The sequence below is a fragment of the Enterobacter sp. Ap-867 genome, from assembly GCF_011752855.1.
Taxonomy (GTDB): domain Bacteria; phylum Pseudomonadota; class Gammaproteobacteria; order Enterobacterales; family Enterobacteriaceae; genus Cedecea.
Map to the genome: position 1 here is coordinate 284,781 of NZ_VWWS01000007.1, position 19,607 is coordinate 304,387.

The following is a 19,607-nucleotide window of genomic DNA, read 5'->3' on the forward strand; positions in this document are numbered from 1 at the left end:
CCGTCGCCTGTTTTTCCCTCAAAGAGAGAGGGAATAAGTCATGTCGCCCATCACTTGTTTTCCCCCTCTCCCTCTGGGAGAGGGCCGGGGTGAGGGTAAAAACTTACGCTTCGTCGGCTAAAAACAGCTCCAGCAGGGAATTTAAAAACAGTTTCCCGTGCTCGGTTATCTGCCAGTGTTCATCCGTTTCCGTCATATAGTTTTTCGCCAGCGCCTCATCCAACTGCGGGCGAATTATCGCTTCATCTAAACCGGTATAAAGCGTGAACTCACTGCGTGGTGCGGCCTCCAGCAGGCGGAAACGGTTCATAAAGAATTCGAACGGTTTGTCTGCCTGCTCAACGTCATGCTGGCGGTCGAGGTACTTTCCTTCCATGTAGCCGCGCGGATGGCGCGTTTTCGCCGTGCGCGTAATGCGCCCGTCCGGGAAGGTGATTTTGCCGTGCGCGCCGCAGCCAATCCCCAAATAGTCGCCAAAGCGCCAGTAGTTCAGGTTGTGCTGACACTGATAACCGGGCTTAGCATAGGCTGAGGTTTCGTATTGCTGGTAGCCCGCAGCGGTCAGTAGCTTATCGCCTTGCTCGAAGATATCCCACAGCGCGTCGTCGTCCGGTAACTTCGGCGGACGTGATCCAAACAGCGTGTTCGGCTCGATGGTCAACTGATACCAGGAAAGATGCGGGGGATTCAGGGCAATGGCCTGGCGCAGATCGTCCAATGCCTCTTCGAGCGACTGGTCAGGTAGGCCGTGCATCAGGTCAAGGTTAAAGCTGCGCAGCCCCAGGCCGCTTGCCAGGTTCGCGGCACGTTTGGCTTCACCCGCATCATGAATACGGCCCAGGCGCTTTAATTTGGGCTCGCTAAAGCTCTGAACGCCGATAGAAATACGATTCACACCCGCTTTCTGGTAGCCAACAAAGCGGTCGGCTTCGACCGTGCCGGGGTTGGCTTCCATGGTGATTTCTGCGTCGTCTGCCAGCTTCAGGCGTGAGCGCACGCCGTCCAGCAACGTTTGCATGGCTTCGCTGGAGAGCAGGCTTGGCGTACCGCCGCCAATGAAAATAGTCTTTACCTCACGCCCCTGAGCAAGCGCCACGTCGCGGTCGAGATCGTGCAGCAGATGGCTCACGTACTCGTCGTGCGGCACGTCGCCTTTCAGCGCGTGGGAGTTGAAGTCACAGTACGGGCACTTCTGTACGCACCACGGGATGTGAATGTAGAGACTAAGAGGTGGCAAATTAGCCATTACGCATTGCTTCCAGTAACAGTTTCAGCGCTTGCCCACGGTGGGAGATCGCGCTCTTTTCATCGCGGGTTAGCTCCGCCGCGGTTTTACCCTCGGAAGGAACGTAGAAGATAGGATCGTAGCCAAAGCCACCTTGCCCTGCTGGCGCCTGGGTAATCACGCCCGGCCAACTACCGTGAAACACCAGCGGCGTTGGGTCTTCCGCGTGACGCATATAGACGAGCACGCAGTGGAACTGAGCCTGGCGTTTATCGTCCGGCACGTCGTTGAGCGCTTCCAGAAGCTTGTCGAGGTTCTGCCGATCGCTGGCATCCTCGCCCGCGTAGCGTGCGGAATAGATACCCGGTGCGCCGCCCAGCGCATCCACCGCCAGGCCGGAATCGTCGGCCAGCGCCGGTAGCCCGGTCACTTTAGCCGCATGGCGAGCCTTGAGAATCGCATTCTCAATAAAGGTCAGGCCGGTCTCTTCGACAGACTCTACGTTCAGCTCGGTTTGAGCGACCACATCGAAGCCAAAATCCGCCAGCAGATTGGCGAGTTCACGCACTTTACCGGCGTTACCGGTAGCTAATACGACTTTTTGCATAGTCAGTCCTGTGTTATTCGAGGGGGGCAATCAATGCCGCGACTTCCGTCGGGATCTGCTGCGGGCCGATAATTTTAACTTGTTTATGGCGACCAAGTTCGCCTTTCTCTATCACGACCTGGCCTTTCGCTACCCTGAATTGTTTGGCCAGATATTTTACCAGGTGAGCGTTGGCCTGCCCGTCTACCGGTGGTGCGGTGATGGCGACTTTTAACTCGTCGCCATGCATACCGACCAGGCTATCGCGGCTGGCCTTGGGCTGAATATACAGCCGCAGAACCAGCCCGTCAGGCTGCTGTGTCACAGCACTCAAATCGCGTACCAAAGGCCAGGGAACAGGTCCATACCGAGGTAATTCAGCGCATAAAGAATAAGAATGACCACCATGGCGGAGAAATCAATGCCGCCCATCGCAGGCAAGATGCGGCGAATCGGCGCCATCATTGGCTCGGTCATTTGCATCAGCACGTATTCAATAGGGCTGCGGCCCTGGCTTATCCAGCTCATCAGGGAACGAACGATGATCACCCAGAACACCAGGGTACCGGCTGATTTCAGCAGCGACAGCACGCCGATGAGTAAGTTTAATGGATCGAGCGACAGCCCGCCGGACTGGATCAGCAGCAGAATAGGGAATTTCAGCGTGGTGAGTATAAATGCCACCAGCAGGGATGAGGTGTCAATAGGGCCCAGGGATGGCAGTACGCGACGAAGCGGTCCGACAACGGGCTGGGTAACTTTAACGATGAACTGGGCAAACGGGTTGTAGAAATCACAGCGCGCCCACTGCATCCAGATACGGATAAGCAGCACCATTACGTAAAGCTCAATCAGGGTTTTGACCAGGAAAGTCAACGTAAGCATGGTTTTCCTCAAAAATGATGGTGATTAACGAGCGGGATAATCCCGCGCGCCGAAAATAGCGGTTCCAATGCGCACCATGGTGCTGCCTGCGGCAATCGCGGCTTCCATGTCATCGGTCATGCCGAGAGATAATGTATCGATCGTGGTAAAGCGGGCTTTGAGTGCATTACAGGCCTCTGCCATTTTGCGGCAAACGGTAAGCTGGCGCTCGTAATCCGGTTCTGGCGCAGGGATGGCCATCAGGCCTCGCAGCGTCAGTCCCGGTAAGGCCGCCACTTCGGCAGCTAACTGCTCCAGCTCACTCAGCGCGATGCCGGACTTACTGTTTTCGTCGCTGATATTAATTTGAATCAGTACGTTTAGCGGCGGCAACGTCGACGGGCGTTGTTCGCTGAGTCTACTGGCAATTTTCAGCCGATCGACGGTATGGCACCAGTCAAAATTCTCCGCCACAAGGCGGCTTTTATTCGACTGCAGCGGCCCGATAAAGTGCCACTCCAGCCCTGTTACACCTTGTTCAGCAAAGTGGTGAATCTTATCCACGCCTTCCTGCACATAGTTTTCGCCAAAGGCGCGTTGCCCGGCAGCAATCGCTTCTGCGAGGGCGCTCGCAGGCTTGGTTTTGCTGACTGCAAGCAGAGTCACTTCTTCGGGGCTTCTGCCGCAACGTGCCGCAGCGGCTGAGATTTTCCCATGTACCTGTGCCAGATTGTGCGCTATCTCATTCATGATCGTTGGAAGTGATATGGATATCGAAGAAATTGTGGCCCTTAGTGTAAAGCATAATGTCTCCGATCTACACCTGTGCGCGCGCCAGGCGGCACGCTGGCGAAAGTGTGGCAGGCTGGAAGCGTGCCCGGAGAAGGTGCCGGAAGTCGAAGAGGTTCTCAACGGATGGTTAAATGAGGAGCAAAAGTTGCAGCTTAGTCGCGCCGGCCAGCTCGATTTTTCCCTCACGCTCGCGAACGGCATCAGGCTACGCGGCAATGCTTTTCTCCATCAGGAAGGTTATTCGCTGGCGCTTAGATTACTCGCATCTTCTTGCCCGGATCTGCATACGCTTGGCGCACCCTCCCAACTGAAGGCGCTTTTACGGGAAAGTGAAGGGCTGATACTGGTGACTGGTGCTACCGGGAGCGGGAAGTCTACAACCCTTGCCGCGATGATTCAGCATCTCAATCAGCATCTTGACGGCCATGTGCTAACGCTGGAAGACCCCATCGAATTTATTCACGCCTCTGGCCGCTGCCTGATTCAGCAGCGCGAGCCCGGCCTGCACTGTGAAAGCTATGCAGCAGCGCTAAAAGCCGCTTTAAGGGAAGATCCGGACGTCATTCTGCTGGGTGAGCTCAGGGATAGTGAGACTATTGGCCTGGCGCTGACCGCGGCAGAAACAGGGCATTTGGTTCTGGCGACATTACACACACGCGGTGCTGCTCAGGCGGTAGAACGGCTGGTGGACGTGTTCCCTGCTCAGGAGAAAAGCCTGATTCAAACTCAGCTTGCCGGAAGCCTGAAAGCGGTGCTGGCACAAAAGCTTGTACCGGCGACTGACGGTGGCCGGGTGGCGCTGTACGAACTGTTGGTCAATACCCCGGCTGTGGCAAATTTGATTCGTGAGGGGAAGACGCATCAACTGCCTGGCGTGCTGCAAACCGGCCAGCAGCATGGCATGCAAAGCTTTGCCCAGAGCGAGGCGCTGCTGCTGCGTGAAGGTAAGATTGTTGGACACGATCGGGAATTCAGCGTGCCATGGGAGGCGACATTTTGAACGCTTTTATTGCCGTAATGTGTATTGGTGTGTATATTATCCATCATTCAGGGAGAGCATGATGACCTCTGCTGAGCTGATAAAGGAATTGAGGGCCACGGGGTGCGAACCCGTCAGGCGTTCTGGGGGTAGCCACTGGATCTGGTGGTCACCTACAACCGGAAAAACGTTCCCCGTTCCGCATCCCAAAAAGGATTTGCCCGTCGGTACCGTCAAATCCATTCGTAAAATGGCAGGCATTTAGCCTGTCGCTGCCGGAGGTTGATGATGTTTTTTTCCGTTGGTGTGGAATTACCCGCAACTGAAAACGAAGCGTTTGGCCTGGTCGTGCCCGCGCTATGCAATGATGAATTTGGCTGCGTATCGGCCGCAGACAGTCAGGCGGATATCGCCCCGATGGTGCAGGATGCGGTGCTGTCGATTGTGGATTTAATGGTGGAGAGCGGCAAAGACATTACTCAACTGTGTGATGCGGGGCCTTTTGCTTATGCCGCAGACCCGGAGTACGGCTACTGCCAGCAATGGCTGCTGGTTGATGTGGATTTATCCGCGCTGGAAGGAAAGCAGCAGCGGCTAAACATCATGCTGCCAGACGCGCTGCTGCGGCGTATTGATTCCCGGGTAAAACAGCCCTCTTCAGGCTACCGGGACCGCAGCCATTTTTTGGCGATTGCCGCAAGGCATGAACTGCTGAACGCAGGGAACGACGCGCCCGGCAGTTAAGCCCTTCACGGGTGGTACTCGAACCAGCTTTCAAGAATAATCACCGCAGAAGCGGAGTCGATGCTGCCTTTGTTGAGGGCGCGGAAACCACCGTGTTCGAATAACCCGGCGCGGGCTTCGACGGTGCTCAGCCGCTCGTCCTGCAGGGAGACTTTCACGCCAAAGCGGCCGTGCAGGCGGTTCGCAAACTTGCGGGCTCTCGCCGTCAGGGGTTGTTCGGTGCCATCCATGTTCAGCGGCAGGCCGACAACGACTTCTTCCGGCTGCCACTCCTTCAGGATTTTTTCTACCGCATTCCAGTCCGGAGTGCCGTCCTGCGCCTTAAGCGCGGTTAACGGGCGCGCAGTGCCGGTAATGCGCTGGCCGATGGCGACGCCGATACTTTTGGTGCCGAAGTCAAAAGCCATTAAAGTTCCACTGCTCATCAGGCGTGCCCCGCTTCGCTTGGCATGGTGTGGATATCGATACCAATCAGACGGGCGGCCTCGCGCCAGCGCTCTGAAATGGGCGTATGGAACAAGATCTCAGGCGAAGCAGGAGCCGTCAGCCATGAGTTTTCCATGATCTCCTGTTCAAGCTGCCCCTTTTCCCAGGAAGCATAGCCGAGGGCAACAATCACCTCTTTCGGCTGTTTGGCCGTGCCTAACGTTTCCAGCACATCACGGGAAGTTGTAATCACCGTGTCGTCGGAGATGCGAATGCTTGAGCCGAAGTTGTCCGGCGGTGAGTGCAGAATAAACCCGCGATCTTCCGCCAGCGGGCCGCCGATAAATACGGGTTTATCCAGTCGAATCGTAGCGTCGCGCGGGTCTGGTTCTATTTTTAGCTTTTCGAGAACGCCATCCACCTGCAGGTTTTCCAGCGGTTTATTGATGATAATGCCCATCGCGCCTTCATCGTTGTATTCACAGATATAAACTACGGAGCGCTTAAATAAAGGGTCCTGGAGAGCCGGCATGGCAATAAGAAAGTGATGCTGTAAATTCATTGTCAGAGGTTCTGATCCCGGTTGATAAAAGCGGCAGTGGCTGCGCGAAGTGTGGCCAGCTTACCACTAATGAAGGAGGGCGGGCTACCCGCCGTGAATCGTGCCTTCGAAGGGGGAAGGCGGGTAACAGCTACCCGCCAGATGCGCTTAGTGAGCGAGGCGTTTTTCGATGGCGTCGAACAGCATCCCGGTGATCGACACAGGGAATTCAGCTTCGATTTCGCGGATGCAGGTTGGGCTGGTGACGTTAATCTCGGTCAGGCGATCGCCGATAATATCCAGACCAACAAAAATCAGCCCTTTGGCTTTCAGCGTAGGCCCAACGCGGCGGGCAATTTCCCAGTCGCTGTCGGTCAACGGACGTGGTTCACCACGGCCACCGGCGGCCAGGTTACCGCGGGTCTCACCACCCTGCGGAATACGAGCCAGGCAGTAAGGTACCGGCTCGCCGTCGACCACCAGCACGCGTTTATCACCGTCTTTAATGGCAGGCAGGTAGTTCTGCGCCATGCAGTAGCGGGTACCCAGTTCGGTCAGCGTTTCGGCGATAACGCCGATGTTTGGGTCATCCTGTTTCACGCGGAAAATAGAGGCGCCACCCATACCGTCCAGCGGTTTCATAATGATGTCGCCGTGCTGCTGCCAGAAGGCTTTCAGCTGAGCTTTGTTACGGGTGACCAGCGTTTCCGGCGTTAAGTCGGCAAACCAGGCGGTGAACAGCTTTTCGTTACAGTCGCGCAGGCTCTGCGGTTTGTTAACGATCAGCGTGCCTTTCTCTTCTGCGCGCTCAAGAATATAGGTCGCGTAGATAAATTCAGTGTCGAACGGCGGGTCTTTGCGCATCAGTACCACGTTCAGATCGGCCAGGGCGATATCTTGCTCGGTGCCAAACTCATACCACTTATCGTAGTTCTGCTCGACGCTGAGCAGGCGCGTGCGGGCACGCGCTTCGCCGTTGTTCAGATACAGGTCGGCCATTTCCATGTAGTGCAGTTCGTAACCACGACGCTGCGCTTCCAGCAGCATGGCGAAGCTGGAGTCTTTTTTAATGTTGATGTGTGCGATGGGGTCCATCACGATGCCGAGCTTGATCATTGTTGTTCTCCTTTAGCCCAGGTCGCCAAAGCGCACCTGCAGTGCGGTGATGGCGGTGAGCGCGGTGGTCTCAGTACGCAGAACGCGCGGTCCCAACAGAATATCAGTAAATTGGTGCTCTGCGGTCATGGCAATCTCATCTGCAGACAGGCCGCCTTCCGGGCCAATCAGCAGGCGGACGCGCTCGACCGGCTGCGGCAGAGTGTTGATACTGGCGCTGGCTCGCGGATGCAGATTGAGCTTCAGGGCGTCATCCTGCTCGGCGCACCAGGCGGCCAGATCCATCGCCGGGCGAATGTCTGGCACCCGGTTGCGGCCGCATTGTTCGCAGGCGGCAATCGCAATCTTTTGCCACTGCTGGAGTTTCTTGTTCAGCCTTTCCGCATCCAGTTTTACCCCGCAGCGTTCGGAAAACAATGGGGTGATCTCGTTCACACCCAGTTCCACGGCCTTCTGAATGGTGAATTCCATTTTTTCACCGCGGGACATGACCTGGCCGAGATGCAGCCAGAGCGGTGACTCACGGTCGTCCTCGTTGCCCGCCAGGATTTTAACGCGCACGCTTTTTTTATCCGCCTGCACGATTTCCGCGTCGAACACCTGATTGCTGCCGTCGAACAGCTGAATAGCCTGGCCCGCGCTCATGCGCAGCACGCGTCCAACGTGGTTAGCCGCATCTTCGCTCAGGGCAACGTCCTGGCCAACGGAAAGATTTTCAGGATGGTGAATGCGGGGTATACGCATGAAGTGAGTTCCGGTTAGTTGCGCTGCAGGAATGGGCTCTTATCCTGACTCTATCCCAAAAAGGGAGAGGGGATTTTCGCCCCCTTGTTCTGTAGGTCGAGGGCGATATTCGTCACAGCAAATAAAGAATTGCCGCTAGTGTAGGTTAGCTGTTTCGCGCCTGGCAAGCCCGCAGCACATATGGATTATGATTGCCCTGGACTTTCGCAATGCGCTCATCCCGCTCGCACTCCCAGGTGTTGACCGGGTAGCGTTTATCCCAGGCCTGGAATAATTGAGTCTGCTGGCGAGAAAGCGACAGCTGGTATTGGTCGCGCATGTAGAAATAAGTGCGCGCAATTGCGCCTCGAGCGCGTTCCGGCGGCTCGGCCACTTTATCCTTAAAATCAATTTTCATTGCGCACTGGCCGTATTGGCCTTCGCCGCCGTTCCATTGGCTGTACATGAAGTTATTTCTGTCGGCGTTAACCTCGCCCACGGCAGGCTGCAGGTTATGCATATCGCTTTCTATTTTGCGGTATACCGGATCTTTGGCGCAGTTTTTACGTCCGCCGTCTTGCCAGCACTGCAGCAGGTGGCCGAACTGCCAGGCAGGCATGACGTGCTCCCATTCAATGCGGGTGGCCCGGTTTTCATTCTTCCGCACTTTATAGCCACAGGACTCCAGGTCCGGGATACCCTTTTTACCCTGCCAACTAATTTTACAGCCGCAGTAGAAGTCGCCCGGAGCATCGGCGTTGACCTTGACGCCTGCGGTTTTGGCTTGTGCGAAGCTATTGATGCCGTTGCTGAAGGCGGGAAGCGAACTGAAGGCTGCAACGAATGCAACAGCCCAAGAAATTTTGCGAGACATTTCCAGAATCCTTACTAAAACGTGCCCGCACCCTACCTGATCGGATATCCAGTTTCAATCAGGGGCAGTGTAAAAATTCCAGAAATAAACGATTAATTACATGGGGTTGTAACGTCGATTTTTAATAACTGGCCGCAATGAGTGCAGCGATATTCGGCTTCGCCGCGCAGCACCCGATTGTGGCGGCGCACGGTGAGCTGATGCTGCTGGCAAGGGCAGCGGTAGGGGAAGGTATTTTTGCGTACCGAATCGACTTCAAATTTATGCGTGCGGCGGGCAGGGACGCCGAGCACGGTTTCCATCATCCATTTCCATTCCTTGCCGTGGGGGGCGACGCGGCCAAAGTGCTTCCATACCAGCAGGTGAGCCAGCTCATGGGGGACAACTTCTTCGACAAAAGCCTGCTGATTTTCCATCAGCAGCACCGGATTCAGGCGAATTTCGTTGCTTTCCAGCCAGGCAGTGCCGGCGGCGGTGCCGCGCTGATGATAGACCACTTTGGGCTCAGGATAATGAGTGCCTAAATGCGCGTTGGCCTGCTGAAGTTTTTCACGCAGGCAGCGCATAACGGCTTGCTGGAGAGCGATAGGGAGTCTGAGGGCTTTCATAACGGCAGAGAATAATGGGGCAGGAAGCGCGGTGCAAGCCCCTCCCGTTACCGGGAGGGGCTTTCAGGACTCAGTTGTGTGCGCCGATTTCGCGTAATTTACGGCCTTTCATCAGGTTACGTTCGATGTGTTCCAGAGAGACATGTTTCGTCTCAGGAATAAGCCACAGCGTCAGGACGATAAAGAACAGGTTCAGCGCCGCATAAACCCAGAAGGTGTTAGCGTTGCCCAGCGTGTTCAGCATAGTCAGGAAGGTGGCGCCGACAATCATATTGGCAATCCAGTTGGTGGCGGTGGAGCAGGTGATGCCGAAATCGCGCCCTTTGAGCGGCTGGATTTCCGAGCACAGCACCCAAATCAGCGGGCCAGCGCTCATGGCGAAGCCAACGATAAACATCAGCAGCATGGCAACCGCAAAGTACTGCGCGCCCTGGGAATGGATGCCGACGTGTAGCATGGTGCCCAGCACGCCCATGCCGACGGCCATGACCAGGAAGCCGAGCACCAGCGTAGGTTTACGTCCCCAGCGGTCAACCAGACCGATAGCAATAAAGGTAGCCAGCACGTTAATCAGGCCCACGATCACGGTGCCCCACATTTGCTGCGTGGTATTCGCGAACCCGGCAATTTCGAAGATTTTTGGTGCGTAGTACATGATGACGTTCATGCCGGTGAACTGCTGCATGACCTGCAGCAATACGCCAAGAAAGACCGCCCGGCGGAAGTTCGAGTTGTCCTTAAACAGCGACCACCCGCTTTGTTTCACCTTCAGGCTTTCGCGGATTTCTTCCAGCTCACGTTTCGCCTCTGCGCTGGTATCGCGCAGGCGCAGCAGCACGCGTTCAGCATCGTGGAAGCGGCGCTTGGCGGCAAACCAGCGCGGACTGTCCGGCAGGAAGAACACGCCAACCAGCAGTAGCAGAGCGGGAAGGGTGATCACGCCCAGCATCCAGCGCCAGGATTCGGTGTAGCTGAAAGCTGTATCGGAGAGATAAGCGCCCAGAATACCGATGGTGATCATCAGTTGGTACATGGAGATCATGCTGCCACGGATCTTCTCCGGCGCAATCTCTGACAGGTAAAGCGGGGCGGTGTAGGAAGCGACGCCAACGGCCAGGCCCAGCAGGACACGAGACACGATCAACACTTCAACATTGGGCGCAAAGGCCGAGAACAGGGAACCGAGCACAAACAGCACGGCACCTATCATCAGGCTGTATTTTCTCCCCAGTTTGAAAGAGAGCCAGCCGCTGCCGATGGCCCCGACGGCTGCCCCGAACATCATCGAACTCACCACCCATTCCTGGGTGTGGGAGGTGATGGCAAAGTCTTTAGCGATAAACGGCAGCGCACCGGCAATCACCCCAATGTCCAGGCCGAACAGCAGGCCGGCGAGCGCGGCGAGGAAGCAGACAAAAAAGGTCATGCTTTTGTTGGAGCGCCCGGTTTTTTTATTGTCAGGCATATCGCCCTCCACGTGGATTTTTTCGGATTTGACGTTTTTAAGGGTAGGGCAGTAAACGGCGGAAGTGTGTGATGATAATCACAGTGATGTAATCGTTTACACTAGAGGTCTAAATTGAGAGGAAACTTAATGTTGATAAGACAGGGAATTTACGGCTAATAAAATCCGTCCTGCGGTTAAAAATCGGTGTTTGATGAGCTGTTATGTAACAAATGATGTGCCTGAACGCACATATGAATAAAAGTGGCAATAAAGGCTATTCCTGTTATGTGTAATCGGTTTCAAATTGTTGCCGGTGATAGCAGGGAGCCAGGAGAAGAGAAATCTGTAGGTACAGAACCAAAAAGCAAAAGGCCAGCATAAGCTGGCCTTTAAAGTACAAAGCGGTGGCGGGTTATTTCAGGCCAGCGGCTTCACGCAGCAGTGCGGCTTTGTCGGTTTTTTCCCATGGGAAATGTTCGCGACCAAAGTGACCGTATGCGGCGGTTTCTTTGTAGATCGGATGCAGCAGATCCAGCATCTGAATCAGGCCGTATGGACGCAGGTCGAAGAACTCGCGTACCAGCAGGGTCAGCTGCTCGGTAGAGATTTTCTCGGTACCGAAGGTTTCCACCATGATGGAAGTAGGTTCTGCCACGCCGATAGCGTAAGAAACCTGAATTTCGCAGCGGTCAGCCAGGCCAGCGGCGACGATGTTTTTCGCGACATAACGCGCAGCATAGGCAGCAGAACGGTCAACTTTAGACGGATCTTTACCTGAGAATGCGCCGCCACCGTGACGAGCCATACCGCCGTAGGTATCAACGATGATTTTACGCCCGGTCAGACCGCAGTCACCCATTGGGCCACCGATAACAAAACGGCCAGTTGGGTTGATGTGGTATTTGGTGGAGGCGTTCAGCCACTCGCCCGGCAGAACTGGTTTGATGATCTCTTCCATCACCGCTTCCTGCAGGTCTTTCAGCGCGATGTCTTCAGAGTGCTGAGTGGACAACACTACCGCATCAATACCGACGATTTTACCATCGTCGTACTGGAAGGTGATCTGGCTTTTCGCGTCCGGGCGCAGCCACGGCAGGGTGCCGTTTTTGCGCACTTCAGCCTGACGCTGCACCAGACGGTGGGCGTAGGTGATTGGCGCTGGCATCAGCACGTCGGTTTCGTTGGTCGCATAGCCAAACATCAGGCCCTGATCGCCCGCACCCTGTTCCAGCGGATCGGTACGGTCAACGCCCTGATTGATGTCCGGGGATTGTTTACCAATCGCGCTCAGAACAGCGCAGGAGTTGGCGTCAAAGCCCATATCTGAATGCACATAGCCGATTTCACGCACGGTTTTGCGGGTGATTTCTTCGATATCAACCCACGCGCTGGTGGTGATTTCGCCGCCAACCAGAACCATACCGGTTTTGACGTAGGTCTCACAGGCTACGCGTGCTTTCGGATCCTGCTCGAGGATTGCGTCAAGGACGGCGTCGGAGATTTGGTCAGCGATTTTATCAGGATGCCCTTCAGATACAGACTCGGACGTAAAGAGGTGTTTAGCCATATTTTCTTCACCCTAAGAGGATTTATTTAGTTCAGGCTGCTGCTCTACGCCACAGCGGTGGCGAGATAGACCAACCCGGGAACTTATTGCCACAGATTGAAAAACAGGCAGTCTAACAGTTAATCAGTATAGATGGATTAACATCTGGACGGCCATTTTAGATTAGACAATCGGCAGATAGCCAGAATTTTTTAGGGTAACGGCAACATGTGATAAATCTTGAGTGGAAAGTGGAGCTGACACTGCTGGCAATTTACACATTTTGTTTTGCTTTTTACCCCTTATATGGGTATAAAGCGGCGCGCGCGGCTTAATCAAAAGCACACGATTCGTGTTGCCCACTTCCAGCCGGGTTGAGCAATTATTTAGAGCCTGTCAGGTACAGTGTTCGCAGCTTTGGCTTGTCGCATACATATTCAACGTATGCGTGGAGGTGATACAAGTAATGAACCGCCGTCATTCACATAACCCAGCACGCCGTTCTGGCGCGCGTATGCTCCTCGCAGCCTGCATCTCATGTTTTCAAACTTGCCGATGTTTTACCCATCTCGGCGCTTCTCAGGATCCCCGGGCCGGTCTGTAATCCGCCGTGGTAACTGAACAAGGGCGCTCTTGTATTACAAGAGTTTTCTCGTGGTTTCGCCGTCCTGTCATACAGGGTTCGGATACGTGTTTTACAATGATATGAAAATGAAACCGGTCGCACAGCCTGGCTGTCAGCGTCTTGTGCTGTCAATGCGCGCTGTTAATGGGTTGTTATTGCAGGATACCCCTGCGATAGTAGTCAACTGTTTTGCACAATCGACAAAATTTGAGGTTCGCCATGACTGACAAAATCACTTCTGTTTCGGGTTCGTCAGTGGGCGAGCAGGATGTACATCGTTCCATTCAGGAGGTTGCCATGAGCTCCGAGGAAGCCAGCAAGATGCTGCGTACATACAATATTGCCTGGTGGGGCAATAATTATTACGACGTTAACGAACTGGGCCATATTAGCGTTTGCCCGGATCCGGACGTTCCGGAAGCTCGCGTGGATCTCGCCGAGCTGGTGAAAGCGCGTGAAGCTCAGGGCCAGCGCTTGCCTGCGCTGTTCTGCTTCCCGCAGATCCTGCAGCACCGCCTGCGTTCGATTAACGCCGCCTTTAAGCGTGCGCGTGAATCCTACGGCTACAACGGCGACTATTTTCTGGTTTACCCGATCAAAGTTAACCAGCACCGCCGTGTGATTGAGTCGCTGATTCATTCCGGCGAACCGCTGGGCCTGGAAGCCGGTTCTAAAGCCGAGCTGATGGCCGTATTGGCGCACGCGGGCATGACCCGGTCGGTTATCGTCTGTAACGGCTATAAAGACCGCGAATACATCCGCCTGGCGCTGATCGGCGAGAAGATGGGCCATAAGGTCTACCTGGTTATCGAGAAGATGTCCGAAATTGGCATCGTGCTGGAAGAAGCCGAGCGACTGAATGTGATTCCTCGCCTAGGCGTTCGCGCACGTCTGGCCTCTCAGGGATCCGGTAAATGGCAGTCCTCCGGCGGTGAGAAGTCCAAATTTGGCCTGGCGGCAAACCAGGTTCTGCAGCTGGTGGAAATCCTGCGTGAACGCGGCCGCCTGGACAGCATTCAACTGCTGCACTTCCACCTGGGTTCGCAGATGGCGAACATTCGCGATATCGCCACCGGCGTTCGTGAGTCGGCGCGCTTCTACGTTGAGCTGCATAAGCTGGGCGTGAACATTCAGTGCTTCGACGTTGGCGGTGGCCTGGGCGTGGACTACGAAGGGACTCGCTCCCAGTCCGACTGCTCCGTTAACTACGGCCTGAATGAATACGCGAACAATATTATTTGGGCAATTGGCGATGCCTGTGAAGAAAATGGTCTGCCGCACCCGACGGTGATCACCGAGTCTGGCCGCGCCGTGACCGCGCACCATACCGTGCTGGTTTCCAATATTATCGGCGTGGAGCGTAACGAATATACCGAAGCAACTCCACCTGCGGTTGACGCCCCTCGCGCACTGCAAAGCATGTGGGAAACCTGGGAGGAGATGCATCAGCCTGGGACTCGCCGCTCGCTGCGTGAATGGTTGCACGACAGCCAGATGGACCTGCACGATATCCACGTCGGCTACTCCTCCGGGGCATATAGCCTGCAGGAGCGTGCCTGGGCAGAACAGCTTTACCTGAACATGTGCCACGACGTGCAGAAGCAGCTAGATCCAAGCAACCGCGCACACCGTCCAATTATCGATGAACTGCAGGAGCGCATGGCGGACAAAATGTACGTCAACTTCTCGCTGTTCCAGTCGATGCCGGATGCGTGGGGGATCGATCAGCTTTTCCCGGTACTGCCGCTGGAAGGGTTGAATCACGCGCCTGAGCGCCGCGCGGTGCTGCTGGACATTACCTGCGACTCCGATGGGGCAATTGACCACTATATTGATGGCGACGGCATAGCCACGACGATGCCGATGCCGGAATACGATCCGGAGAACCCACCGATGCTGGGCTTCTTCATGGTGGGTGCGTACCAGGAAATCCTGGGCAACATGCACAACCTGTTCGGTGACACCGAAGCGGTGGACGTCTTCGTCTTCCCTGATGGCTCCGTGGAAGTTGAACTGTCTGACGAAGGCGATACCGTGGCGGACATGCTGCAGTACGTGCAGCTCGATCCGAACAAGCTGCTGACTCAGTTCCGCGACCAGGTCAAGAACACCGGCCTTGACGATGCGCTGCAGCAGCAGTTCCTCGAAGAGTTCGAAGCGGGTCTGTACGGTTATACGTATCTGGAAGACGAGTAAGCTATCGCTTTCCCTCTCCTCTTCAGGGAGAGGGGCAAAGAGCGTGTAATAGCCTATACTCTCTTGAACCTGTATGAATTAGCGGCGATAATCCGCGCAATAAATAGTAGTCACCCAATCCAATCCCTTCCTCGTCGGGTTTAACGACGCGGAGGGGATTTTTTTTAGGCGTTTTTTAACCCCAACCGAGAGGTCAGACAATGAGCACCTTAGGCCACAAATACGATAACTCCCTGGTATCTAATGCCTTTGGTTTTTTACGTTTCCCGCTGAATTTCCAGCCGTACGATAGCGATGCAGACTGGGTGATCACCGGCGTTCCGTTTGATGCGGCAACTTCCGGTCGCGCAGGCGGCCGCCATGGCCCGGCAGCGATTCGTCAGGTGTCCACCAACCTGGCATGGGAAGGGAACCGCTTCCCGTGGAACTTCGACATGCGCGAGCGTCTGAACGTTGTGGACTGCGGCGATCTGGTTTACGCCTTCGGCGATGCCCGTGAGATGAGCGAAAATCTCCAGGCGCACGCTGAGCGTCTGCTGGCTTCCGGCAAGCGTATGCTTTCCTTCGGCGGTGACCACTTCGTGACTCTGCCGCTGCTGCGTGCTCACGCGAAGCACTTTGGTAAAATGGCGCTGGTTCACTTTGATGCTCACACCGACACCTACGCGAATGGCTGCGAGTTCGACCACGGCACAATGTTCTACACCGCGCCAAACGAAGGCCTGATCGATCCGAACCACTCCGTGCAGATCGGTATTCGTACCGAGTTCGACAAAGATAACGGCTTCACCGTGCTGGATGCCTGCCAGGTTAACGATCGCGGCGTAGACGACATTATTGCCCAGGTTAAGCAGATCGTCGGCGACATGCCGGTTTACCTGACCTTTGACATCGACTGCCTGGATCCCGCGTTTGCGCCGGGAACAGGTACGCCGGTGATTGGTGGCCTGACGTCCGATCGTGCTATCAAGCTGGTTCGGGGCCTGAAAGATCTGAATATCGTGGGGATGGACGTGGTGGAAGTGGCTCCGGCCTACGACCAGTCTGAAATCACCGCGCTGGCTGCGGCAACGTTGGCGCTGGAAATGCTGTATATCCAGGCGGCCAAGAAAGGCGAATAAGCCTTTAAATACCGCCCCGTTGGGGGCGGTATCGCTTTATTTAATCCCATCCGCTGCCATGCGGTCGCGGATATGCTGGGCACGAGCGGCAGACGCCGGGTGGTCGTCCAGCATGGAGCTTTGACGGCCCTCGTCGAGCTTAGCCAGTTTCTCGAAGCTGGTGGCAAGACCGGTCGGGTTGATGCCGCGTTTGCGCAACAGATCGTAAGAGTAGTCGTCCGCTTCAGATTCCTGACGCTGGGAGAACTGAGCGTTCACCAGTTTTTCGCCTAAATCCCCAAGCTGAGACTGCGACAGGTTGCCAATCACGCCGCCTGCGGATGCGGCAGCAACGCGGGCTGCGTTAGCCCCGAGCGCGACCTGCATCCCTTTTTTCACGTGGCCCAGCGCGACGTGCCCCATTTCGTGGCCAATCACCGCTTCAACTTCGTTGTCGTCCATCATGTCCATCAGGCCGCTGTAGACGCGGATGCAGCCGTTCGCCATGGCGAAGGCGTTGACGTCTTTGGTCACATAAACTTTATAGTTAACCGGCAGACCGTTGATGTTATCCCCCAGCGCGGAGGCAATTTTGTTCAGCCGCTGGGTGTATGGGCTGTCTGCCGGGGCTATCGTAGCTTTGCTGTCCTGCTGCTTACAGGCATCATCGCTCAGGGTTTTCACCTGCGCATCGCTTAAAGTGTAGGCCTGGAAAGCTTCGGCTCCAGAGGTCAATAGCCCGTTGGAATCCATTCCCTGGCAGCCGCTCAGCAGGGCTGCGACGCTCAGGCTCAACAATATTGGGCGCATCTTCATGGCCATTTTCCTTTCTTTATAATAGGTAAAAACAGAATCGGATTTACCGCAGGCGTGGCGGCTCCAGAACCAGTATAAAGAAGAATAAATGGCCTGCGCATCAGGTTGCGCAACTTGCGAGCGTTATCCAGAGATTTCTTACCCTGTCAACGGCACGCCGCATGTACATGACCATTCCCCTGGTGTACATTGTTGTCACATTTTCGGGCGTAGCCCATAACGCATCGTAGTCAAGGCGCGACCTTCAACCATCCGATCTGGAGTCAAAATGTCCTCTCGTAAAGAGCTTGCCAATGCTATTCGTGCGCTCAGCATGGACGCAGTACAAAAAGCCAAATCCGGTCACCCGGGTGCCCCTATGGGCATGGCCGACATTGCCGAAGTCCTGTGGCGTGATTTCCTGAACCATAACCCACAGAACCCATCCTGGGCTGACCGCGACCGCTTCGTGCTGTCCAACGGCCACGGTTCTATGCTGATATACAGCCTGCTGCACCTCAGCGGTTATGATCTGCCGATTGAACAGCTGAAAAACTTCCGTCAGCTGCACTCCCAGACTCCGGGCCACCCGGAAGTGGGCTACACCGCCGGTGTTGAAACCACGACTGGCCCACTGGGTCAGGGTATTGCGAACGCGGTCGGTATGGCTATCGCAGAGAAAACGCTGGCGGCACAGTTCAACCGTCCTGGCCACGACATCGTGGACCACTTCACCTATGCATTTATGGGTGACGGCTGCATGATGGAAGGCATCTCTCACGAGGTTTGCTCCCTGGCTGGTACCCTGAAGCTGGGTAAACTGGTTGCGTTCTATGACGACAACGGCATCTCCATCGACGGTCACGTTGAAGGCTGGTTCACCGACGATACCGCAAAACGCTTCGAAGCCTACGGCTGGCATGTCGTGCGCGGTGTAGACGGCCACGATGCCGCGGCTATCAAACGTGCAGTAGAAGAAGCGCGTGCGGTGACCGACAAACCATCCCTGCTGATGTGCAAAACCATCATCGGTTTCGGTTCCCCGAACAAAGCCGGTACCCATGACTCTCATGGCGCCCCGCTGGGTGATGCAGAAATCGCACTGACCCGCGAAGCGCTTGGCTGGAACCACGCACCGTTCGAAATCCCTTCTGACATCTACGCGCAGTGGGATGCGAAAGAAGCGGGTCAGGCTAAAGAAGCCGCATGGAACGAGAAGTTCGCTGCCTACGCGAAAGCCTTCCCGCAGGAAGCCGCAGAGTTCACTCGCCGCGTGAAAGGCGAAATGCCTTCTGACTTCGACGCAAAAGCGAACGAGTTCATCGCTAAGCTGCAGGCTAACCCATCCAAGATCGCCAGCCGTAAAGCGTCCCAGAATGCTATCGAAGCGTTCGGCCCGCTGCTGCCGGAATTCCTGGGTGGCTCCGCTGACCTGGCGCCTTCTAACCTGACTCTCTGGTCTGGTTCTAAAGCAATTAACGAAGATACCGCCGGGAACTACATCCACTACGGCGTGCGCGAATTCGGTATGACCGCTATCGCCAACGGTATCTCCCTGCACGGCGGTTTCCTGCCGTACACCTCTACCTTCCTGATGTTCGTAGAATACGCCCGTAACGCGGTGCGTATGGCTGCGCTGATGAAACAGCGTCAGGTGATGGTGTATACCCACGACTCCATCGGCCTGGGCGAAGATGGCCCGACTCACCAGCCGGTTGAGCAGGTTGCTTCCCTGCGTGTGACCCCGAACATGAGCACCTGGCGCCCATGTGACCAGGTTGAGTCCGCAGTCGCGTGGAAGTACGGCGTTGAGCGTCACGACGGCCCGACCGCGCTGATCCTTTCCCGCCAGAACCTGGCTCAGCAGGATCGTACCGAGCAGCAGCTGAAAGACATCGCTCGCGGCGGCTACGTGCTGAAAGATTGCGCAGGTCAGCCAGAGCTTATCTTCATCGCTACCGGCTCTGAAGTTGAGCTGGCGGTGGCCGCATGGGACAAGCTGACTGCCGAAGGCGTGAAAGCGCGCGTGGTGTCCATGCCGTCTACCGACGCGTTCGACAAGCAGGATGCGGCTTACCGTGAATCCGTGCTGCCGAAAGCCGTTTCTGCTCGTGTGGCTATCGAAGCTGGCATCGCTGACTACTGGTACAAATACGTTGGCCTGAACGGCGCTATCGTGGGCATGACCACCTTCGGTGAGTCTGCTCCAGCGGAACTGCTGTTCGAAGAGTTTGGCTTCACCGTGGAAAACGTGGTGAAACAGGCTAAAGCGATTCTGTAATCCGTCTCGCTAACTATCAGGGTCGCTTCGGCGGCCCTTTTTTATGCCGATTATTCCACTTATACCCTGTTCTTTATTCCACCATCGGGGCGCTCAGTTGCAGTTATTCCACCAAAACTGTGATGTACATCAGAAGTTG

The 19,607-nt window shown here is 55.6% G+C and carries 22 protein-coding genes; 8 read left to right on the forward strand and 14 right to left on the reverse strand.

Annotated features, from left to right (window positions below; genetic code table 11):
* Positions 1-103 precede the first annotated feature (103 nt).
* From hemW to F3J26_RS18155, 5 genes are read right to left on the reverse strand one after another with little or no spacing between them, the layout of a single operon-like run.
* Positions 104-1,246 carry a radical SAM family heme chaperone HemW gene (hemW, locus tag F3J26_RS18135; RefSeq protein WP_166995241.1) on the reverse strand — a complete coding sequence of 381 codons (1,143 nt, stop codon included), beginning with the start codon at positions 1,244-1,246 and terminating at the stop codon, positions 104-106.
* On the reverse strand, positions 1,239-1,832 hold the full coding sequence (locus F3J26_RS18140) for an XTP/dITP diphosphatase (RefSeq protein ID WP_166995243.1): 594 nt from the start codon (positions 1,830-1,832) through the stop codon (positions 1,239-1,241). The genes hemW and F3J26_RS18140 overlap by 8 nt, the downstream gene beginning before the upstream one ends.
* A gap of 13 nt (positions 1,833-1,845) precedes the next feature.
* A complete protein-coding gene (gene yggU, locus F3J26_RS18145; protein WP_008461542.1) occupies positions 1,846-2,145 on the reverse strand; it encodes a DUF167 family protein YggU in 300 nt (99 codons plus the stop codon).
* Positions 2,142-2,696, reverse strand: a complete 555-nt coding sequence (locus F3J26_RS18150) for a YggT family protein (RefSeq protein WP_008461544.1) — start codon at positions 2,694-2,696, stop codon at positions 2,142-2,144. The genes yggU and F3J26_RS18150 overlap by 4 nt, the downstream gene beginning before the upstream one ends.
* 24 nt (positions 2,697-2,720) lie before the next feature.
* Positions 2,721-3,425: a YggS family pyridoxal phosphate-dependent enzyme gene (locus F3J26_RS18155; RefSeq protein ID WP_008461545.1), complete on the reverse strand. Its 705-nt coding sequence runs from the start codon at positions 3,423-3,425 to the stop codon at positions 2,721-2,723.
* Between the two features lie 16 nt (positions 3,426-3,441).
* On the opposite strand from F3J26_RS18155, the gene F3J26_RS18160 reads away from it, so the two are divergent.
* From F3J26_RS18160 to F3J26_RS18170, 3 genes are all read left to right on the forward strand, one after another.
* Entirely contained in the window at positions 3,442-4,467 is a 1,026-nt protein-coding gene (locus F3J26_RS18160) for a type IV pilus twitching motility protein PilT (protein WP_166995245.1), read from the forward strand.
* A 61-nt stretch (positions 4,468-4,528) separates the two neighbouring features.
* On the forward strand, positions 4,529-4,711 hold the full coding sequence (locus F3J26_RS18165) for a type II toxin-antitoxin system HicA family toxin (protein WP_166995303.1): 183 nt from the start codon (positions 4,529-4,531) through the stop codon (positions 4,709-4,711).
* Between the two features lie 23 nt (positions 4,712-4,734).
* A complete protein-coding gene (locus F3J26_RS18170) occupies positions 4,735-5,190 on the forward strand; it encodes a type II toxin-antitoxin system HicB family antitoxin (protein ID WP_166995305.1) in 456 nt (151 codons plus the stop codon).
* A 5-nt stretch (positions 5,191-5,195) separates the two neighbouring features.
* Here the strand turns inward: F3J26_RS18170 and ruvX are convergent, their stop codons facing one another.
* The 8 genes from ruvX to metK form a co-directional block, all read right to left on the reverse strand.
* Positions 5,196-5,615, reverse strand: coding sequence for a Holliday junction resolvase RuvX (gene ruvX, locus F3J26_RS18175; RefSeq protein WP_008461550.1), 420 nt, complete (start codon positions 5,613-5,615; stop codon positions 5,196-5,198).
* A complete protein-coding gene (locus tag F3J26_RS18180; protein ID WP_008461552.1) occupies positions 5,615-6,178 on the reverse strand; it encodes a YqgE/AlgH family protein in 564 nt (187 codons plus the stop codon). The genes ruvX and F3J26_RS18180 overlap by 1 nt, the downstream gene beginning before the upstream one ends.
* Before the next feature lie 147 nt (positions 6,179-6,325).
* On the reverse strand, positions 6,326-7,273 hold the full coding sequence (gene gshB / locus F3J26_RS18185) for a glutathione synthase (protein ID WP_008461555.1): 948 nt from the start codon (positions 7,271-7,273) through the stop codon (positions 6,326-6,328).
* 12 nt (positions 7,274-7,285) lie between these two features.
* On the reverse strand, positions 7,286-8,017 hold the full coding sequence (rsmE, locus tag F3J26_RS18190; protein ID WP_166995246.1) for a 16S rRNA (uracil(1498)-N(3))-methyltransferase: 732 nt from the start codon (positions 8,015-8,017) through the stop codon (positions 7,286-7,288).
* 145 nt (positions 8,018-8,162) lie between these two features.
* The gene (gene endA / locus F3J26_RS18195) at positions 8,163-8,870 is read right to left on the reverse strand and encodes a deoxyribonuclease I (RefSeq protein WP_166878139.1); all 708 of its coding nucleotides are present in this window, start codon (positions 8,868-8,870) and stop codon (positions 8,163-8,165) included.
* A 92-nt stretch (positions 8,871-8,962) separates the two neighbouring features.
* The gene (locus F3J26_RS18200) at positions 8,963-9,478 is read right to left on the reverse strand and encodes a SprT family zinc-dependent metalloprotease (protein ID WP_166995248.1); all 516 of its coding nucleotides are present in this window, start codon (positions 9,476-9,478) and stop codon (positions 8,963-8,965) included.
* Positions 9,479-9,548: 70 nt separating this feature from the next.
* Entirely contained in the window at positions 9,549-10,943 is a 1,395-nt protein-coding gene (locus F3J26_RS18205; RefSeq protein WP_008461563.1) for a sugar porter family MFS transporter, read from the reverse strand.
* A gap of 394 nt (positions 10,944-11,337) precedes the next feature.
* Positions 11,338-12,492: a methionine adenosyltransferase gene (gene metK, locus F3J26_RS18210; RefSeq protein ID WP_008461565.1), complete on the reverse strand. Its 1,155-nt coding sequence runs from the start codon at positions 12,490-12,492 to the stop codon at positions 11,338-11,340.
* Positions 12,493-12,919: 427 nt separating this feature from the next.
* Between metK and yqgG the strand changes: the two genes are divergently transcribed.
* The 4 genes from yqgG (at position 12,920) to speB (ending at position 16,413) form a co-directional block, all read left to right on the forward strand.
* Positions 12,920-13,075 (forward strand): small protein YqgG, encoded by a 156-nt coding sequence (yqgG, locus tag F3J26_RS22880; protein ID WP_502706588.1) that lies wholly within the window; start codon positions 12,920-12,922, stop codon positions 13,073-13,075.
* A gap of 107 nt (positions 13,076-13,182) precedes the next feature.
* Positions 13,183-13,323, forward strand: a complete 141-nt coding sequence (yqgB, locus tag F3J26_RS18215) for an acid stress response protein YqgB (protein ID WP_442892300.1) — start codon at positions 13,183-13,185, stop codon at positions 13,321-13,323.
* Positions 13,316-15,292: a biosynthetic arginine decarboxylase gene (gene speA / locus F3J26_RS18220; RefSeq protein ID WP_008461567.1), complete on the forward strand. Its 1,977-nt coding sequence runs from the start codon at positions 13,316-13,318 to the stop codon at positions 15,290-15,292. Before yqgB ends, speA begins: the two co-directional genes overlap by 8 nt.
* 200 nt (positions 15,293-15,492) lie before the next feature.
* A complete protein-coding gene (gene speB / locus F3J26_RS18225; protein WP_008461568.1) occupies positions 15,493-16,413 on the forward strand; it encodes an agmatinase in 921 nt (306 codons plus the stop codon).
* 36 nt (positions 16,414-16,449) lie between these two features.
* Here the strand turns inward: speB and loiP are convergent, their stop codons facing one another.
* On the reverse strand, positions 16,450-17,208 hold the full coding sequence (gene loiP, locus F3J26_RS18230; RefSeq protein ID WP_008461569.1) for a metalloprotease LoiP: 759 nt from the start codon (positions 17,206-17,208) through the stop codon (positions 16,450-16,452).
* A 268-nt stretch (positions 17,209-17,476) separates the two neighbouring features.
* Between loiP and tkt the strand changes: the two genes are divergently transcribed.
* Positions 17,477-19,468 (forward strand): transketolase, encoded by a 1,992-nt coding sequence (gene tkt, locus F3J26_RS18235; protein ID WP_166995250.1) that lies wholly within the window; start codon positions 17,477-17,479, stop codon positions 19,466-19,468.
* Positions 19,469-19,607: the final 139 nt, after the last annotated feature.

What these genes read in the sequence shown, in the direction of transcription:
- F3J26_RS18180 (WP_008461552.1), bottom strand. Translation starts at nt 6,178, where the DNA reads ATGAATTTACAGCATCACTTTCTTATTGCCATGCCGGCTCTCCAGGAC.
- yqgB (WP_442892300.1), top strand. Translation starts at nt 13,183, where the DNA reads ATGAAACCGGTCGCACAGCCTGGCTGTCAGCGTCTTGTGCTGTCAATG.
- hemW (WP_166995241.1), bottom strand. Translation starts at nt 1,246, where the DNA reads ATGGCTAATTTGCCACCTCTTAGTCTCTACATTCACATCCCGTGGTGC.
- F3J26_RS18205 (WP_008461563.1), bottom strand. Translation starts at nt 10,943, where the DNA reads ATGCCTGACAATAAAAAAACCGGGCGCTCCAACAAAAGCATGACCTTT.
- speA (WP_008461567.1), top strand. Translation starts at nt 13,316, where the DNA reads ATGACTGACAAAATCACTTCTGTTTCGGGTTCGTCAGTGGGCGAGCAG.
- endA (WP_166878139.1), bottom strand. Translation starts at nt 8,870, where the DNA reads ATGTCTCGCAAAATTTCTTGGGCTGTTGCATTCGTTGCAGCCTTCAGT.
- metK (WP_008461565.1), bottom strand. Translation starts at nt 12,492, where the DNA reads ATGGCTAAACACCTCTTTACGTCCGAGTCTGTATCTGAAGGGCATCCT.
- F3J26_RS18150 (WP_008461544.1), bottom strand. Translation starts at nt 2,696, where the DNA reads ATGCTTACGTTGACTTTCCTGGTCAAAACCCTGATTGAGCTTTACGTA.
- ruvX (WP_008461550.1), bottom strand. Translation starts at nt 5,615, where the DNA reads ATGAGCAGTGGAACTTTAATGGCTTTTGACTTCGGCACCAAAAGTATC.
- F3J26_RS18170 (WP_166995305.1), top strand. Translation starts at nt 4,735, where the DNA reads ATGTTTTTTTCCGTTGGTGTGGAATTACCCGCAACTGAAAACGAAGCG.
- F3J26_RS18200 (WP_166995248.1), bottom strand. Translation starts at nt 9,478, where the DNA reads ATGAAAGCCCTCAGACTCCCTATCGCTCTCCAGCAAGCCGTTATGCGC.
- F3J26_RS18140 (WP_166995243.1), bottom strand. Translation starts at nt 1,832, where the DNA reads ATGCAAAAAGTCGTATTAGCTACCGGTAACGCCGGTAAAGTGCGTGAA.
- gshB (WP_008461555.1), bottom strand. Translation starts at nt 7,273, where the DNA reads ATGATCAAGCTCGGCATCGTGATGGACCCCATCGCACACATCAACATT.
- tkt (WP_166995250.1), top strand. Translation starts at nt 17,477, where the DNA reads ATGTCCTCTCGTAAAGAGCTTGCCAATGCTATTCGTGCGCTCAGCATG.
- rsmE (WP_166995246.1), bottom strand. Translation starts at nt 8,017, where the DNA reads ATGCGTATACCCCGCATTCACCATCCTGAAAATCTTTCCGTTGGCCAG.
- F3J26_RS18165 (WP_166995303.1), top strand. Translation starts at nt 4,529, where the DNA reads ATGACCTCTGCTGAGCTGATAAAGGAATTGAGGGCCACGGGGTGCGAA.
- F3J26_RS18160 (WP_166995245.1), top strand. Translation starts at nt 3,442, where the DNA reads ATGGATATCGAAGAAATTGTGGCCCTTAGTGTAAAGCATAATGTCTCC.
- speB (WP_008461568.1), top strand. Translation starts at nt 15,493, where the DNA reads ATGAGCACCTTAGGCCACAAATACGATAACTCCCTGGTATCTAATGCC.
- loiP (WP_008461569.1), bottom strand. Translation starts at nt 17,208, where the DNA reads ATGAAGATGCGCCCAATATTGTTGAGCCTGAGCGTCGCAGCCCTGCTG.
- F3J26_RS18155 (WP_008461545.1), bottom strand. Translation starts at nt 3,425, where the DNA reads ATGAATGAGATAGCGCACAATCTGGCACAGGTACATGGGAAAATCTCA.